This window comes from Sphingomonas sp. RS6, assembly GCF_054489705.1.
The window spans coordinates 332,647-349,321 of sequence record NZ_JBTMWM010000001.1; the positions used below are offsets into that span (position 1 = coordinate 332,647).

Below are 16,675 nucleotides of genomic sequence, written 5' to 3' on the forward strand. Positions count from 1 at the left end.
CAGATCATGTCGCACGAACCCCAGCGCAGCCGCGCCGTCTTTTCCACCGAGGATTTCCGCCTGCTCCGCGAAGCCGTCGGCAGCCATCTGCAACAGGTGCGCGACAAGCCCGAATCGGTGAAGTTCTCGAACCTCTATCACCGCCTCGGCCGCGTCGCCTGACGTAGCCCCCCGCCTTTCCTGGGGAGGAAAGGTGCCCGCCGGACCAGGGTCCGGCGGGCATTCCGGCGTTCAGGCGGCTTGTGCGCGCAGCCAGTCGGCGAAGGCCGCTTCCTCCAGTTCGCCGGCCGCAAGGGCCAGCATGGTCTGGATCGCATCGGATTTGTCGAAGGCAATCGCCACGCCGTTCAGTTTCAGGAACAGGCGGGTCATCACCCAGGCCGTCCGCTTGTTGCCGTCCGCGAACGGATGGTTGCGGACCAAGCCAAATCCATAGGCTGCAGCAAGCGCGAAGGGATCATCCTCACCATAAGCCTGCTTGTTGAGAGGACGCGCCATTGCTGATTCGAGCAACCCGATGTCCTTCACACCCGAAAGCCCGCCATGTTCGGCCAGTTGCCGCTCATGGACGGCAAGGGCGATTTCGACGGAGAGGAAGCGAAAGGCCTGGCCGTTCATTTCGCGAGGACGGCGAGAATGTCGCGATCCTCACGCATGATTTCCTCGGCCGCCAGCATCGCCTCTTCGAACTCGGGGTTGTGGGCGCGCAGCGTAACCGTCCCCTGGCCCTCGGTCGGGAACAACTCGTCACCCAGCTCGACCCGCAACCGCGCGAGAATCTCCTTGGGCAGGATGACACCGGCAGAGTTGCCGATCTTGATGATCTTGAGCGGCTTGGTCATACGATCGTTATAACATCAAGTCGATGGCTCAACAACGCCCCGTAATCCCGCCAGCCGCGCGGCATGCTCGGCCTTGCCGAACGGGAAGCGACGATAGAGCAACGCGGCAGCGAACCCCAGCGCGACGTAGACGCCGCAGAACAACAGCGTGAACCGGTCGATCACCGCCACCCCCAGCGTGCCCGGTGTCGCGCCGTCGGGCACGCCGGCGATCGACAGGATCAGCCCGGTCGCGAAAATGCCCAGGCCGCTCGAGCATTTCTGGACGAAGAAAAATCCGGCGAAGAACAGCCCCTCCGAACGCCGCCCGGTCTCGACTTCGGACTGTTCGACGACATCGGCCAGCATCGAGGCGCCGAGCATCGTCGAGGCGACCCCGCAGGTCGCGTTCACCGTGAAGATGCCGAGCAGCACCGGCAACAGCATCGGGCTGCCCGGCACCGGAAACAGGCCGATCAGCCGCAGCGCATAGGGCGAGGTGAGCAGCAGCGCCGCCGCGACCATGAACAATGTCGCCGCCACTGGCTTGCCCAGTCGCCGCGCCACCGGCTGGACGATCAGGAACGCCAGCACCACGCCCAGAAACAGCGTGCCGCCCACCAGCTGATAGGCGGTGGAATCGAACCGCCAGACAAGCGCATAGAGATAATTGGACATCGAAAAGCTGATGCCCTGCGCCGTGTAGTAGCACAGGCCCGCCGCCATCAGCACCAGGAATGCCCGGTTGCGCACCGTCTGGAACAACTCGGCCACGCTCTCGCCGAACGGCTTCCGCTCGATCTCGACCTTGGGCAGATTCCCGATCTCATGGTGCGTGCCCAGCGCCGAGCCGAGGATCGCGACGGCCATCATCGCGGCCCCAGCCAGCGCGAACAGCGGATAGCCGGCCCGGTCGAACTGCCCGTCGGGCTGGCCCGGCCCTTCCGCCAGGAACCAGCCATAGGAGAGGATCAGCATCGCCATGCCGCCGCCCCAGCCGAACAGGAAGCGATAGGCCATGATCCGCGTCCGCTCCTCATAATCGGCGGAAAGTTCGGGGCTCAGCGCCTGCGACGGCACCTCGAACGCCGATACGGCGGTGCGGACCAGGACGGCGGTGACGAACAGCCAGCCGAGCAGCGCGTCATGCCCCCAGGCCGGCGGATTCCACAGGAGCAGCCAGCCTGCGGCGATCGGCAGCGCGGCGGCATACATCCAGGGATGACGCCGCCCCCAGCGGCCGCGGGTCCGATCCGACAGGAAACCGATCGCCGGATCGACGAACGCATCGAGCAGCAACGCACACATGATGACAAAGCCGACTTCCGCCGCCGGCAGCTCGATCACCTGGTTGTAGAACAGCAGCAGGAAGGTGACGAAGCCGAAGTCCTTCACGCCATAGGCGACGGCGCCGAAGCCATAGGCCAGCATCGTCGGCGTCGCCACCCGGCGCGTCGTCGGCACGGGTGCGGATATGGCGCCGTCGGCCGGCCTGCTCGTCGCTCTGTTCATCGCAGCCGGTCGATACAGCGACGCAATGGCTGCGGCAATCCGCGGCGTTTGGAAGATCGGGTATGGCTTGCGGCGCCTTTTGAAAAGGCTATAGATAGGTCGATTAGAACAGAGAGGATGCATGGCACTCGAACCCGAGCTGTTCGATGCGCTGATCGACACGATCCGCCGCTTCGTCGCCGAACGGCTGCGGCCGCGCGAGGCGGAGGTCGAGGCGGCGGACGCCGTGCCTGCCGATCTGATCGACGAGATGCGGGCGCTCGGCCTGTTCGGCCTGTCGATCGCCGAGGAATATGGCGGCCTTGGCCTCACCATGTCGGAAGAATGCCGGGTGGCGATCGAATTCGGCCGCACCACCCCGGCCTTCCGCTCCGCCTTCGGCACCAATGTCGGCATCGGCAGCCAGGGCCTGGTGATTGCAGGCACCGCCGAGCAAAAGGCGCACTGGCTGCCGCGGATCGCCCGCGGCGCGGTCATCACCAGCTTCGCGCTCACCGAGCCCGATGTCGGATCGGACTCCGGCTCGGTGAAGCTGCGGGCGGTGCGCGACGGCGATGTCTATCGCTTGTCGGGCACCAAGCGGTACATCACCAATGCCGACAAAGCGGATCTGTTCACGGTGATGGCGCGGACCGGCGACGAGGCCGGTGGCCGCGGCGTCTCGACCTTCCTCGTGCCGCGCGACCTGCCCGGCCTGTCGGTCGGCGAACCCGAGAAGAAGATGGGGCAGAAGGGCGCCCGCGTCGCCGATGTCCGGTTCGACGAGGTGGCAGTGCCGGTCGACAACCGGCTGGGCGAGGAAGGCGAAGGCTTCCGCATCGCCATGCAGGTACTCGACCGCGGCCGGCTGCACATCGCGGCGGTCTGCGTCGGGGTGGCGGAGCGACTGATCGGCGATTGCGTCGCCTATGCCAGCGAACGCCGCCAGTTCGGCAAGCCGATTGCCGAGCATCAGTTGATCCAGGCAATGCTCGCCGATTCGAAGACCGAGGCGCTCGCCGCCCGCGCGCTGGTGCTGGAAACCGCCGCCGCCAAGGATGCCGGCGGCAACACGACGATGGAGGCAGCGGCGGCCAAGTATTTCGCCAGCGAGATGGTCGGCCGCGTGGCGGACCGCGCCGTCCAGATCTTTGGCGGCGCAGGCTATATCGCCGATTACGGGATCGAGCGGCTGTACCGCGACGTCCGGCTGTTCCGCATCTACGAAGGCACCAGCCAGATCCAGCAACTCATCATCGCCCGCGAAACGCTGAAGCGGGGTGGATGAAAAGCCCTGTCTCCGCCGGGGAGAGGGGCAGTGAGATCGTCGCCACCCTCACCCTTCCCACCGCCTTCGGCGGCGGGCCGCGATGGGAGGGTGAGGGTGAAGACTTTTTGAGATGGAGCACATGATGGATATCAACGCCCTATTCCGCCTCGAGGGCCGCGTGGCGCTGGTCACCGGCGGATCGCGCGGCATCGGCCGGATGATCGCCGAGGGTTTTGTCGCGTCGGGCGCGAGGGTCTATGTCTCGTCCCGCAAGGCCGAAGCATGCGCGGAAACCGCAGCTGCACTGGGGCCGAATGCGATTCCGCTGCCGCATGACGTGTCGACCGTCGAAGGCTGCCGCGCCCTCGCCGCAGATCTGGCGGCGCGGGAGCAGCGCCTCGACATCCTCGTCAACAATGCCGGCGCCGCCTGGGGCGAACCGTTCGACACCTTCCCCGAAAAGGGCTGGGACAAGGTGATGGACCTGAACGTCAAGTCGCCCTTCTTCCTCACCCAGGCACTGCACGGCCTGCTCAAGTCCGGTGGCAGCACCGAGCGCCCCGCCAAGGTCATCAACATCACCTCGATCGACGGCCAGCGGCTCAACGCCTGGGAAACATACAGCTATCAGGCGTCGAAGGCCGCGCTGATCCACCTCACCCGCCGCATGGCAGCGCGGCTGGTGCAGGACCGGATCCACGTCACCTCGATCGCCCCCGGCGCCTTCCCCAGCGACATGAACAAGGCCGCGCGCGATCATGGCGGCAGCGTCGCCAAGGCGATCCCGGCGAAGCGCATCGGCGTCGCCGAGGACATGGCCGGGGCGGCGATCTACCTCGCCAGCCGGGCTGGCGATTATCTGGTGGGCGAGACGGTCACCGTCGACGGCGGGCTGGTCAACGCCGCGCTGGGGGCGAGCATCGACGGCTGATCCGCCGATGCGCCCCCGCGGCTCAGCGGGCGATGTCGCCCGCCGCGAGCACCGCCAGCGTCACCAGCTCGCTGGCGGACGCCGTCATCGGTGCGATCTGGACCGGCTTTTCCATGCCGATCAGCATCGGCCCGATCGTCGAATCACCACCCAGTTCGCGCAGCAGCTTGGCAGCGATATTGGCCGATTGCAGGCCCGGCATGATCAGGATGTTCGCCGGCCCCGAAAGCCGCGCGAACGGATAGTTCGCCAGCTGCTTCGGGTTCAGCGCGACGTCCGGCGACATTTCGCCTTCATATTCGAACTGCGCACCGCGCTCGTCGAGCACCTTCACGGCATCGCGGATATTGTCGATCCACTTGCCTTCGGGATTGCCGAAGGTCGAATAGCTGAGGAACGCCACCCGCGGCTCATGCCCCATGCGACGCGCCACCTGCACCGTCCGCTCGGCGATGTCAGCCAGCTGCTCGGCGTTCGGTCGCTCGTTCACCGTCGTGTCGGCGATGAACACCGTGTGCGACTGGCCGACGAGCACATGGATGCCGAACGGCGTGCGGCCGTCGACCGGGTCGACCACGCGCCGCACCTGGCGCATCGTTTCGGCCCAGGTACGGGTAACGCCGGTGATCATCGCATCTGCATGGCCCAGCCGCAGCAGCAGCGAGCCGAAGATGTTGCGGTCGCGGTTGACCATCCGCTCGCAGTCGCGGCGCAGATAGCCGCGACGCTGGAGGCGGGCATAGAGCGTCTCGACCATTTCGCCGACCAGCGGCGAGTTGACGCTGTTGTGCAGCTCGAAATGATCGGGATTGGCGCCCAGCTCGCGCAGCCGGTCGTGCACCGACTCGCGGCCGACCAGCACCGGCGTGCCATAGCCGCCCTCCTGGAAGGCGATCGCCGCGCGCAGCACCACTTCCTCCTCGCCCTCGGCGAAAATCACCCGCTTCGGCTTCGCCCGCGCACCCTCATAGGCCATACTGAGCACCGACGTGGTCGGGTTCATCCGCGCCCGCAGCTGCTGGCGATAGGCGGTCATGTCGACGATCGGCCGCGTCGCCACGCCCGAATCCATGGCCGCCTGCGCAACCGCCGACGGAATGATCTCGATGAGGCGCGGATCGAACGGGGTCGGGATGATATAGTCCGGGCCGAAGCTGTGCGACGTGCCATAGGCGGTCGCCACTTCCTCGGGCACCTGCTGGCGCGCGAGTTCGGCGAGCGCGCGCGCGGCGGCGACCTTCATCGCATCGTTGATCGTCGTGGCACGCACGTCGAGCGCGCCGCGGAAGATGAACGGGAAGCACAGCACGTTATTGACCTGGTTCGGATAATCTGAACGGCCGGTGGCGATGATTACGTCGGGCCGCACCCGCTTCGCCTCGGGCGGCGAGATTTCGGGATCGGGGTTTGCCATCGCGAAGATGATCGGCTTGTCGGCCATCTTCGCGAGCAGCTCGGGCGGCAGCGCATTGGCGGCGGAAAGGCCCAGGAACACGTCCGCGCCCTCCAGCGCCTCGGCCAGGGTGCGGCGATCGGTCTTGGCGGCATGGGCGGACTGCCACTGGTTCACGCCCTCGCGGCCTTGATAGATCACGCCGGTGCGGTCGCACATCAGCAGATTGTCTTGCGGCAGGCCCATCGCCTTGATCAGTTCGGTACAGGCGATCGCAGCGGCACCGGCGCCGTTGACGACGATCCGGGTCGTCTTGAGGTCGCGACCGGTAAGGTGCAGCGCATTGATCAGGCCGGCTGCGGCGATGATCGCGGTGCCGTGCTGGTCGTCATGGAACACCGGGATGTTCATGCGTTCGCGCAGCGTCTGCTCGATCACGAAGCATTCGGGCGCCTTGATGTCCTCAAGGTTGATGCCGCCGAAGCTCGGCTCCATCAGCTCGACCGCATCGATGAAGCGATCGACATCCTCGGTCTTCAGCTCGAGGTCGATCGAGTCGACATCGGCGAAGCGCTTGAACAGCACCGCCTTTCCTTCCATCACCGGCTTGGAAGCCAGCGCGCCGAGATTGCCGAGGCCGAGAATGGCGGTGCCGTTAGAGATGACCGCGACGAGGTTGCCCTTGGCCGTATAGTCATAGGCGCGGGCGGCGTCCTCGGCGATGGCGAGCACCGGCACGGCCACGCCGGGCGAATAGGCGAGCGCGAGATCGCGCTGCGTCGCCATCGGCTTCGATGCGATGATCTCGATCTTACCCGGCCGCCCCTCCGCGTGATACCGAAGCGCCTCGCGATCTGAAAACTGCACGGTTGCTTCGTCGGCCATTCCGCTCGTTCCTCTTCTAAGCTTGCGCACCCCTTAAGCAGCGTGCGCCGGCGATTGCAAACGGGCGCTGCACCGCGATCGGCATTTATTTGTCGGCGTTAATAGCGGAGGCGCCCACGCCAATGCCCGGTTGTCTCCGCCCCCACCGATCCGCTACCGCACGGGCCATGTCGTCCGCCGCCCCCACCCCGATGATGGCCCAGTATCTCGCGCTCAAGGCGGAGGCTGCCGATTGCCTGTTGTTCTACCGGATGGGCGATTTCTTCGAACTGTTTTTCGAGGATGCGAAGATCGCGAGTGCCGCGCTCGACATCGCGCTCACTGCGCGGGGCGAGCATGAAGGCGAGCGTATCCCGATGTGCGGCGTGCCGGTCCATGCGATGGAGGGCTATCTCGCGCGGCTGATCAAGGCGGGCCACCGTGTCGCCATCGCCAACCAGACCGAAACGCCCGAGGAAGCCAAGAAGCGCGCCGGGTCGAAGGCGCTGGTCCAGCGCGCCATCGTCCGCGTCGTCACCGCAGGCACGCTGACCGAGGAAGCGCTGCTCGACAGCCGCTCGGCCAACTGGTGCGCCAGCATCGGCGAGGCCGCGGGCGGCGTGGCCATCGCTTGCGCGGACATCTCTACCGGCCGGTTCGAGCTGATCGAAACCGACGCCGCGCGCCTGACCGCCGAAATCGCGCGGATCGCGCCGGCAGAGACGATCGCCTGCGACGCGACCGACTTTGCTGATCTGGCCACCGCGCTGCGCCCGAAAGCCGATTTCGACAGCGGCGCCGGCGAAGCCCGGTTAAAGCGCCTTTTCGGCGTCGCCACGCTCGACGGATTCGGGCAATTCTCTCGCGCAGGCCTTGCCGCAGCGGGCGGGCTGCTCGCCTATATCGAGCATACCGCGAAGGGATCGCTGCCCTTTCTACGGCCGCCCCGGATCAGCCGTGCCGAAACGGTGATGGCGATCGATGCGGCGACGCGCGACAGCCTGGAACTCACCGTCAGCACCGGCGGCACGCGCAAGGGCAGCCTGCTCGACGCGGTGGACCGCACCGTCACCGGCGCCGGCGCGCGGTTGCTCGGCGCCGACATCGCCGCCCCCTTGATGGACCGCGCCGCGATCGACGCGCGGCTCGATCTGGTCGCCCGCTTCCATGACGAGCCTGCGCTGCGCGAGAGCGTTCGCGCGACGTTGCGCGCACTGCCGGATATCGGCCGCGCGCTCGGCCGGCTTGCCGCCGATCGGGGGTCGCCGCGCGATCTGGGCCAGTTGCGCGACGGGCTGGACGGAGCATGGCGGCTGGGCGAACGGCTCGACGCGCTGGCAGATGCGCCGCCGATGCTGCGCGAGCTGGCACCGCAATTGCGCGGCCATGGCGCACTGATCGATCTGCTCTCGCGGGCGCTGGTGCCCGAGCCGCCCGTCGACGCGGCCAATGGCGGCTATATCGCGGAAGGTTATGACGCGGCGCTCGACGATCTGCGCGATGCCGGCGCGGGTGGGCGGCGGGCGATCGCGGCGCTGGAAAGCGAGTATCGCTCGCGCACCGGCATCGCCACGCTCAAGATCCGGCACAATGGCGTGCTCGGCTATCACATCGAGGTGCCGGCGCGGTCGGCCGATGCACTGATGAAGCCCGACAGCGGGTTCACCCATCGCCAGACGCTGGCCGGCGTCGTCCGATTCAATGCCCCCGAACTTCACGATGTGGCGATGCGCGTGACGCAGGCGGGTGCCCATGCGCTGGCAGCTGAGGCGGCACATCTGGAGGATCTGGTCGGCCAGGCGCTCGCGCGGCGCGAAGCGATCGCGACCACGGCCGACGCCCTCGCCCGCATCGACGTCTCGGCGGGGCTGGCCGAGCGCGCGGCGGAGGGCGCCTGGGCCCGGCCGGCGCTGGTCGACCACAGCTGCTTCGAAGTGGAGGGCGGCCGCCACCCCGTGGTGGAGGCGGCGGTGGCGCGCGCTGGCGGCCGTTTCGTCGCCAATGACTGCACCCTGTCTGAATCCGCGCGGCTGTGGCTCGTCACCGGTCCGAACATGGGCGGCAAATCGACCTTTCTGCGCCAGAATGCGCTGATCGCCGTGCTGGCCCAGGCGGGCAGCTATGTGCCTGCAACCCGCGCAAAGCTGGGGCTGGTCGACCGGCTGTTCAGCCGCGTGGGCGCATCCGACAATCTCGCGCGCGGGCGATCGACCTTCATGGTCGAGATGGTGGAGACCGCTGCGATCCTGGCACAGGCCACGCCGCGCAGCTTCGTGATCCTGGACGAGGTGGGTCGCGGCACATCGACCTATGACGGACTCGCCATCGCCTGGGCGGTGGTGGAGGCAATCCATGAGGACAATCGCTGCCGCTGTCTGTTCGCGACCCATTATCACGAGCTCACCCGGCTCGCCGAACGCTGCGACGCGCTGAGCCTGCACCATGTTCGCGCCCGCGAGTGGAAGGGAGAGCTGGTGCTGCTTCATGAAGTCGCCGACGGGCCGGCGGATCGCAGCTACGGGATCGCGGTGGCGCGGCTGGCGGGCATGCCGCCGGCGACCGTGAAGCGCGCGAAGGCCGTGCTCGACAAGCTGGAGGCGGGACGCGCGAAAACCGGTGGCCTCACCGCCGGCCTGGACGAACTGCCGTTGTTCGCCGCGGCCGCCCAGATCGAGGAAGCGCCGGCCGACCCGCTCCGCGACGCGCTCAGCGATCTCGACGTCGATGCGCTGGCGCCGCGCGACGCGCTCGATGTTCTTTATCGGTTGAAGGGCCTGGCAAACGAGGAGTGAGCCCGGTTCAGGCGGCGCGACGCTTGGCGTATGATTCGAGAAAGGTCACCGCGTCGCTGCAGGTCAGCGGGCGCGAGAACAAATAGCCCTGGAACTCGTGGCAACCGAACGCGCGCAGGAAAATGCGCTGCTTCTCGTCCTCCACGCCCTCGGCCGTCACGCCGATGCCCAGTGCATGGCCGATCCCCAGCACCGCCTGGATGATCGCCCGCGCGTCGTGCGATTCGCCCAGTTCGCGCACGAAGCTCTGGTCGATCTTGACGCGGTCGACCGACAGCCTGTGGAGGTGCGACAGGCTCGAATAGCCGGTACCGAAATCGTCGAGAACCAGTTGCACGCCGGCGCCGCGGAGCCGCTGGAGCCGGGCCTGCACCCCGGCGTCGACGGCGAGCATGGCGCTTTCGGTGATTTCCAGTTGCAGCTGCGACGGCGGCATGCCGTGCGCGGCGAGCGATGCGAGGATGTAATCGTCGACGCCCTGGCTGCGCAGCTGGACGGGCGACAGATTGACGGCGATCGACACCCCGGGGAAATGCGCCATCATCGCGACCGCCTGATCGAGCACCCATTCGCCCAACCGGACGATCAGGCCGCTCTGTTCGGCGATGGTGATGAAGCTGTTCGGGCCGAGCAATCCCAGCGTCGGATGCTGCCAGCGGACCAGCGCCTCCATCCCGGCCACCTCGTCCCCCGATGCGCCCATCACCGGTTGGTAATGCACTTCCAGCTGGCCGCCCGCGTCGAGCGCGGCACGGAGATCGGCCTCCAGCAACTTGCGCTGACGGAGGCGCTCCGCCAGATCATCGCCAAACACGCAGCATGATTTTTCATGGTCGCGCTTCGCTTCGCCCAGTGCGAGATCGGCACGCCGTTGCAGTTCGCACGAATCGACGCCGGGCGCGGCCCAGGCGCCGCCCACGGTGAGTTCCAGCGATACGGCGCCCGAAGCAATCGCGAAGGGCTGTTCGCCCAAGGCGGCGACGCGCCGGCATGCTGCCTCCGCATCGGCCGCCGTTTCGATGTCCCCCAGCAGGATGGCGAATTCATCGCCGCCCAGCCGCGCCACCGTGTCCGACCCGCGGGCAATGCCCGCGAGCCGGTCTGCAAAAGCGCGTAGCAACGCATCGCCTGCGGCATGGCCGAAGGCGTCATTGATGTCCTTGAAGCGATCGATATCGATCAGCAGCAGCGCGGCATTACTGCCACCGTTGCGCTCGAGCGTCGCCCGCACGCGTTCGCCCAGAAGCGCACGATTCGCCAGGCCGGTGAGATCGTCGTGAAAGGCGAGATAGCGGCTCCGCGCTTCCGCCTCGCGATGGGCGGTAACGTCGCTGAGCACCGTGAGGATGAACGGCTCGCCATCGATCTCGATCAGGCGACGGCGGGTGATGAGATGGCGTTTGCGGCCTTCGCCATTCACGAGGACTTCTTCGCTCTCCATATCCTCGCCGCTGGCGAACACGCGTTCGTGCTCGGCGCGCAACCTCGCGCAGGCATCCGGGGGCAGGATCGAATCCAGTGGCGCGGAAAGCCAGAAGTCGCGGGTGCCGCCCGCTTCAGCGCAAAATGCGCGATTGGCCTCGACCAGTCGGTGGTTGCGATCGACGAGGATGACGGCGGAGGGAATGGCGTCCAGCATCTCGCGAACGCAGGCGCGGCGGGCAAAGCCGGTTTTCCGTCCTGTCTTCGCTTGCTCTACCATCGATCACCCCTGTCGCCGCCCACGGCGTCAGAAGGATGAATGCGCCATCCGGGGCGGACGAGAAAGTTGGGGCATGTCCATATCGCCGCGGCAAGGTTTCGCTAACCATGATCGCCCGCAGGGTACCGGGCCAAAAATGAAAGAGGCCGCCGGACCCCCTGCCCGAGGATCCGGCGACCTCCGACATGGTCAGCGGCCGGAGAGCTCCAGCCCGGGAGACCATGCGGGCCGCGTTTCGATCGATGACCGGCGTTGATTGGAGGGGGATACCTCCCGCGCGGTACCACGGATGGAGGGCTTCCATCCGCTTCGATCGATCAGCGGCGCGTCTCCCGAACGAACTGAACCGACCTCATTGCTGAACCATGAGACATCGGATCACCTCCTTTCGCTAGTTGAAGAGCCTGTGCCGTGGAGCACACTTGACTTTTAGAGTCATAGTGAGTCGCAGAACAAGGCTTGTATTCAAATTTTATCGGTGCGATTCTGGAATTCTGGGCCGCGTCGCCGGCAGGCCGGTCAGCCGCGACAGTCCTCCACCACACGCAGGATTTCGGGCCAGGCGGGAATGACCAGCGCCTGCACACCCCCCTCGATCACGAACCGCCCACGGCTGAAGCCGATCGCATCGAGGAACGGGTCGCGCGCATCGAACGTCATCGTCCGATAGGGTGGGCTTCCCCCGACGGGGACCGCAGCGATCGCCCGCGTCGCGCTGGTGGTTCGGACGGTAAGCGTGGCCGGTGCGTCGCCCGGCACGGAGAGCGATACACGCCGCGTCGGCTGGTCGCACCGCAACATGGCCATTGCCTGCGCGCCGCGCACCCCGAAATAAGCGATGCTGCCCCGGGCATCGCGGCGATAGACCCAATCGCCCGGTGTCAGCGCCCAATCGCGCCAGTCCGGGCCGAGTACAGGCGCCGGGGCGGCGGCCACCGGCGGCGGCGGCGCAACGACCGGTGCTGGCGCCGGTGCCGGTGGCGCAGGTCGAGGCGCCGGAACGCATCCGGCCGCGGCCACGCAGACGAACAGAAAGCTCGCAGAACGAAATTGCATCCTGCCCCTATGCGGTAGCAGCGGGGCGCGCTCAACCTTCCTCATCCGGCCGCCGATCGGATCGCCGGATTTGGAGGCCGGATCGCCCTATTGCAGCGTGGTCGTCGTGCGGATCGCCTCGACCATGCCCGGCAGCCATGCGCTGCCGTCGCGCAGACGGAAGGTATTGGTATAGGCCCAGGCGCAGCTCTGCACACCGATCGAGGCATAGGCCGACGATACCGCGCCATAATAGACAACCCGCTGCGCTAGGGGCACGCCGGCCACGTCGTTGGCGCCATATTCGCCGACGAAGACCGATCGACCGGTCCGGTTCATATAGTCGCGGACAAGCTGAACATTGGTATCGAGCTCGATATAGTCGAGCTCCGATCCGAACGTCCGCCCGATCGGCGGCGTCGGCGTGATCCAGGTCGCGCCCTGATGGGTGAAATCGAATGGATCATAGGTGTGGATCGTCGCCACGACATAGGGGTCGTCGGGCAGGGGCAGCGTCCTGAGCGATCCGATCCCGCTCCAGTTCTCGCCGCCGACGATCAACGGCCGAGTGGGGTTCGTCGCGCGGACATTCGCCAGCGCGGGTTCGAGGATCGTCCTGAGATTGCCGTTGTCGAGCGCGCCATTGGGTTCGTTCATCAGCTCGAACCAGACAGAGCCCACCGGCTCGTCCGCAAAGGCAGAGCCGATCTGTTGCCACAGCGCCGCGAACCGCGCCGCATGCGCGGCGGGCGCCGTCGCCATTTCCTCATAATGGTGGAGATTGAGGATTACGTTCAGCCCGGCGGCGCGCGCCGTATCGACGACATGGCGGACGCGCGCCAGGAAGGCGGCATCGATCGTATAAGGCGCGGCGGCGAGCGCATGCGCCGACCAGCGCACCGGCAGACGGATCGTGTCGAAGCCCGCCGCGCGGATGATCGGGAAATCGGCATCCTCGATCGCACGCCCCCAGTCGCCCTCGTTCGGCGCCTCGAGATGATTGCCCATGTTGACGCATTTGCCGACGGGCAGCGAGATGCCGGTGGTCGGCCGGAACGCGGCGACCGGCGTGTAGCTGGCGGGCGATTTGGGGCTGGGCGTGGGAGCCGGCAGCGGCAGGGGCGACGGGCTTGGGGTCGGCGTCGGGCTCGGGGCCGGCGTGGGAGACGGCGTCGTCACGCTACCGCTCGACGATCCGCCACTGCATGCCGCGAGCGCACCAAGCGCAGCGGCCGCCATCAAGCCAAATCGGCTCATTTCCTCTCTCCCCTCGTCATGGGGTCGTTGCCCCAACGGCGATCAACGCCGGACAAGAGAATAAGTGCCGAGCAAGTCGATGTCACGCGACTGGACAGCACCGACCGTCGACGACGTCAGGCTGCGCGCGGGACGATCCGATCAAGCGCACCGTTCAACCGGCGCCTGGCATCTTCGAGGTCGAAATCCATCTGGAGACCGAGGAAGAAGCCCTCGGACATACGGAGGTAGCGCGTCAGTCGCAAATCGATATCGGCATCGACGGGCGCGTCACCCGCCACGACGGCAGCCAGCTTCAACGGATCGAGACCGGTACCGGCTGCCACCTCTTCAAGCGGGAGGTCGGCGCCGACGAGGAACTCCTCACGCAGGATCTCGCCGGGATGGACATTGTCCAGCCGGTCCTCATCCGCGATGGTAATCCTCGATCCGGACATCGTCCGCGCCTCCGTCCACCCAGCGGAAGGTGATCCGCCACTGGTCGTTGATCCGGATACTATATGTCCCTTTGCGGTCCCCCTTCAACTCCTCCAGCCGATTACCTGGCGGCACGCGCAGTTGGAGAGGGCTGGTCACGCGATTTAGGATGCGGAGCTTGCGGCGTGCGGTTTGCTGGATGTCGGGAGGCAACTTGCGGCTGCGCTCCCCAAGCCAGACGCTTTCCGTTTCGCTATCGGCAAATGAGCGTATCATGGCTTGACCTCAGTGCAACAAGGCAAGCGTCTCATTAACTTCAAATACGCCAATGTAAACAAGCACCTATGTCGCACGGTGCGACAAGATAGGCCCTACTAACATGCTGGACTCGCTCAGATTTAGCAGCGAGTCTTCAAACTGCCCATTTGACGACACTCCAAATAAATCAAAGTCTTGGATGCAACGCGACGCCTGATCAACGGCTGAACTTTTTCTGCACCTTCCCATACCGCGTCTTGCGCGTGCCCGGCTTGCCTTCGTTGCTCCGCCCCATCACCGGCGCCTTGCGCTCGCCTTCCGGCAGCCCGAGTTCCTCCGCCTCCAGCGCGCGGATCTCGTCGCGCAGGCGGCCGGCTTCCTCGAACTCCAGGTTCGCCGCCGCGTCGCGCATCTTCTTCTCGAGTTCCTCGATATAGCCGCGCAGATTGTGGCCGACCATGTGCGGGCGATCGGCATCGATCTCCACCGTCACGCCGTCCTTCGACGCGACATGAGCGATGATGTCGCCGATGTTCTTCTTGACCGTTTCCGGCGTGATCCCGTGTTCGAGATTATACGCCATCTGCTTCTCGCGGCGGCGGCCGGTCTCGGCGAGCGCGCGTTCCATGCTGCCGGTCATGCGATCGGCATAGAGGATCACCCGCCCCTCGACATTGCGCGCGGCGCGGCCGATCGTCTGGATCAGCGAAGTCTCGGAGCGCAGAAAGCCTTCCTTGTCGGCATCGAGGATCGCGACCAGCCCGCATTCGGGGATGTCGAGCCCCTCGCGCAGCAGGTTGATGCCGATCAGCACGTCGTACACGCCCATCCGCAGGTCGCGGATCAGTTCGATGCGCTCCAGCGTCTCGGTGTCCGAGTGCATGTAGCGGACCTTCACGCCCGCCTCGTGCATATATTCGGTCAGGTCCTCGGCCATGCGCTTGGTGAGCGTCGTCACCAGCGTGCGATAGCCTTTGGCCGCGGTCGCCTTGCACTCCTGGATCAGGTCCTGGACCTGCTCCTCGACCGGCCGGATCTCCACCGGCGGATCGATCAGGCCGGTGGGGCGGATCACCTGTTCGACGAACACCCCGCCGGTCTGCGCCATTTCCCAGTCGCCGGGTGTGGCCGAGACATAGGTGGTCTGGGGCCGCATCGCGTCCCATTCGTTGAAGCGTAAGGGCCGATTGTCGATCGCGCTCGGCAGGCGGAAGCCATATTCGGCGAGCGTCAATTTGCGCTTGTGGTCGCCGCGCGACATGCCATTGATCTGGCCGATCGTCTGGTGGCTCTCGTCGACGAAGAGCAGCGCGTTTTCGGGCAGATATTCGAACAGCGTGGGCGGCGGCTCGCCCGGCAGGCGGCCGGTGAGGAACCGGCTGTAATTCTCGATGCCCGCGCAACTCCCGGTCGCCGCAATCATCTCCAGGTCGAAATTGGTGCGCTGCTCCAGCCGCTGCAGTTCCAGCAGCTTGCCCTCGGCCTCCAGCTCCTTGAGCCGCTCGGTGAGTTCGTGGCGGATCGCCTCCATCGCCTGCTTCAGCGTCGGCCCCGGCGTCACATAGTGGCTGTTGGCATAGACGCGGACATAATCGAGGCTCGCTACCTTCTTGCCGGTCAGCGGGTCGAACTCGACGATCTCCTCGATCTCGTCGCCGAAGAAGCTGATCCGCCAGGCGGTATCCTCATAGTGCGACGGGAACAGCTCGAGGTTGTCGCCGCGCACGCGAAAGGCGCCGCGCCCGAAGGCGGCATCGTTGCGCTTGTACTGGAGTGCCACCAGCTTGCGGATGATCTCGCGCTGGTCGACCACCTGGCCCTTCTTCAGGTCGAAGATCATTGCCGAATAGGTCTCGACCGAGCCGATGCCGTAGAGGCACGAGACCGAGGCGACGATGATCACGTCGTCGCGCTCGAGCAGCGAGCGGGTCGCCGCGTGGCGCATCCGGTCGATCGCCTCGTTGATCGAGCTTTCCTTCTCGATGTACGTGTCGGACCGGGGCACATAGGCCTCGGGCTGGTAATAGTCGTAATAGCTGACGAAATATTCGACCGCGTTTTCGGGGAAGAAGCTCTTGAACTCGCCATAGAGCTGCGCGGCGAGGATCTTGTTGGGCGCGAGGATCAGCGCGGGGCGCTGCAGTTCCTCGATCACCTTTGCCATCGTATAGGTTTTGCCAGACCCGGTGACGCCGAGCAGCACCTGGTCGCGCTCGCCCGCCCGCGCCTGCTCGACCAGCTCCGGAATCGCGAAGCGCTGGTCGCCCGAGGGTTGATAGTCGGAAACGAGCTTGAACTTCTTGCCGCCCTCCGCCTTTTCCGGGCGCTGCGGGCGGTGGGGAATGAAGGCCTGCCCCGTCTCGGGCTCGGCAAGGTTGGTCCGGATCTGGATCGCCATCTCCCGAATATGGGGAGCGGCAAGGGTTCTGAAAAGCGCCGGATGG

The 16,675-nt window shown here is 66.2% G+C and carries 14 protein-coding genes; 4 read left to right on the forward strand and 10 right to left on the reverse strand.

Annotation, left to right across the window (positions count from 1 at the left end; all coding sequences use genetic code 11):
* Positions 1 to 6: 6 nt before the first annotated feature.
* Entirely contained in the window at positions 7 to 162 is a 156-nt protein-coding gene (locus ACX40Y_RS01600) for a hypothetical protein (protein ID WP_459117777.1), read from the forward strand.
* Positions 163 to 231: 69 nt separating this feature from the next.
* On the opposite strand, the gene ACX40Y_RS01605 is transcribed toward ACX40Y_RS01600, so the two are convergent.
* From ACX40Y_RS01605 to ACX40Y_RS01615, 3 genes are read right to left on the reverse strand one after another with little or no spacing between them, the layout of a single operon-like run.
* A complete protein-coding gene (locus tag ACX40Y_RS01605; protein WP_459117778.1) occupies positions 232 to 618 on the reverse strand; it encodes a type II toxin-antitoxin system death-on-curing family toxin in 387 nt (128 codons plus the stop codon).
* Complete coding sequence (locus ACX40Y_RS01610) at positions 615 to 842, reverse strand: AbrB/MazE/SpoVT family DNA-binding domain-containing protein (RefSeq protein ID WP_459117779.1); 228 nt, start codon at positions 840 to 842, stop codon at positions 615 to 617. Before ACX40Y_RS01610 ends, ACX40Y_RS01605 begins: the two co-directional genes overlap by 4 nt.
* Positions 843 to 857: 15 nt before the next feature.
* A complete protein-coding gene (locus tag ACX40Y_RS01615; protein WP_459117780.1) occupies positions 858 to 2,333 on the reverse strand; it encodes an MFS transporter in 1,476 nt (491 codons plus the stop codon).
* 121 nt (positions 2,334 to 2,454) lie between these two features.
* Between ACX40Y_RS01615 and ACX40Y_RS01620 the strand changes: the two genes are divergently transcribed.
* Together ACX40Y_RS01620 and ACX40Y_RS01625 are read left to right on the forward strand one after the other, a co-directional pair.
* A complete protein-coding gene (locus tag ACX40Y_RS01620) occupies positions 2,455 to 3,600 on the forward strand; it encodes an acyl-CoA dehydrogenase family protein (protein WP_459117781.1) in 1,146 nt (381 codons plus the stop codon).
* Between the two features lie 124 nt (positions 3,601 to 3,724).
* On the forward strand, positions 3,725 to 4,513 hold the full coding sequence (locus ACX40Y_RS01625) for an SDR family oxidoreductase (protein WP_459117782.1): 789 nt from the start codon (positions 3,725 to 3,727) through the stop codon (positions 4,511 to 4,513).
* Between the two features lie 22 nt (positions 4,514 to 4,535).
* On the opposite strand, the gene ACX40Y_RS01630 is transcribed toward ACX40Y_RS01625, so the two are convergent.
* Positions 4,536 to 6,791: an NADP-dependent malic enzyme gene (locus ACX40Y_RS01630; protein WP_459117783.1), complete on the reverse strand. Its 2,256-nt coding sequence runs from the start codon at positions 6,789 to 6,791 to the stop codon at positions 4,536 to 4,538.
* A gap of 191 nt (positions 6,792 to 6,982) precedes the next feature.
* Between ACX40Y_RS01630 and mutS the strand changes: the two genes are divergently transcribed.
* The gene (mutS, locus tag ACX40Y_RS01635; RefSeq protein ID WP_459118382.1) at positions 6,983 to 9,562 is read left to right on the forward strand and encodes a DNA mismatch repair protein MutS; all 2,580 of its coding nucleotides are present in this window, start codon (positions 6,983 to 6,985) and stop codon (positions 9,560 to 9,562) included.
* Between the two features lie 7 nt (positions 9,563 to 9,569).
* Here the strand turns inward: mutS and ACX40Y_RS01640 are convergent, their stop codons facing one another.
* From ACX40Y_RS01640 to uvrB, 6 genes are all read right to left on the reverse strand, one after another.
* Entirely contained in the window at positions 9,570 to 11,264 is a 1,695-nt protein-coding gene (locus ACX40Y_RS01640) for a putative bifunctional diguanylate cyclase/phosphodiesterase (protein WP_459117784.1), read from the reverse strand.
* A 519-nt stretch (positions 11,265 to 11,783) separates the two neighbouring features.
* Positions 11,784 to 12,320, reverse strand: coding sequence for a hypothetical protein (locus tag ACX40Y_RS01645; protein WP_459117785.1), 537 nt, complete (start codon positions 12,318 to 12,320; stop codon positions 11,784 to 11,786).
* A gap of 87 nt (positions 12,321 to 12,407) precedes the next feature.
* Complete coding sequence (locus ACX40Y_RS01650) at positions 12,408 to 13,556, reverse strand: glycoside hydrolase family 5 protein (protein WP_459117786.1); 1,149 nt, start codon at positions 13,554 to 13,556, stop codon at positions 12,408 to 12,410.
* A gap of 116 nt (positions 13,557 to 13,672) precedes the next feature.
* Positions 13,673 to 13,993: a HigA family addiction module antitoxin gene (locus tag ACX40Y_RS01655; protein ID WP_459117787.1), complete on the reverse strand. Its 321-nt coding sequence runs from the start codon at positions 13,991 to 13,993 to the stop codon at positions 13,673 to 13,675.
* Positions 13,962 to 14,249, reverse strand: a complete 288-nt coding sequence (locus ACX40Y_RS01660) for a type II toxin-antitoxin system RelE/ParE family toxin (protein ID WP_459117788.1) — start codon at positions 14,247 to 14,249, stop codon at positions 13,962 to 13,964. Before ACX40Y_RS01660 ends, ACX40Y_RS01655 begins: the two co-directional genes overlap by 32 nt.
* A gap of 199 nt (positions 14,250 to 14,448) precedes the next feature.
* Positions 14,449 to 16,629: an excinuclease ABC subunit UvrB gene (gene uvrB / locus ACX40Y_RS01665; protein WP_459117789.1), complete on the reverse strand. Its 2,181-nt coding sequence runs from the start codon at positions 16,627 to 16,629 to the stop codon at positions 14,449 to 14,451.
* Positions 16,630 to 16,675 lie beyond the last annotated feature (46 nt).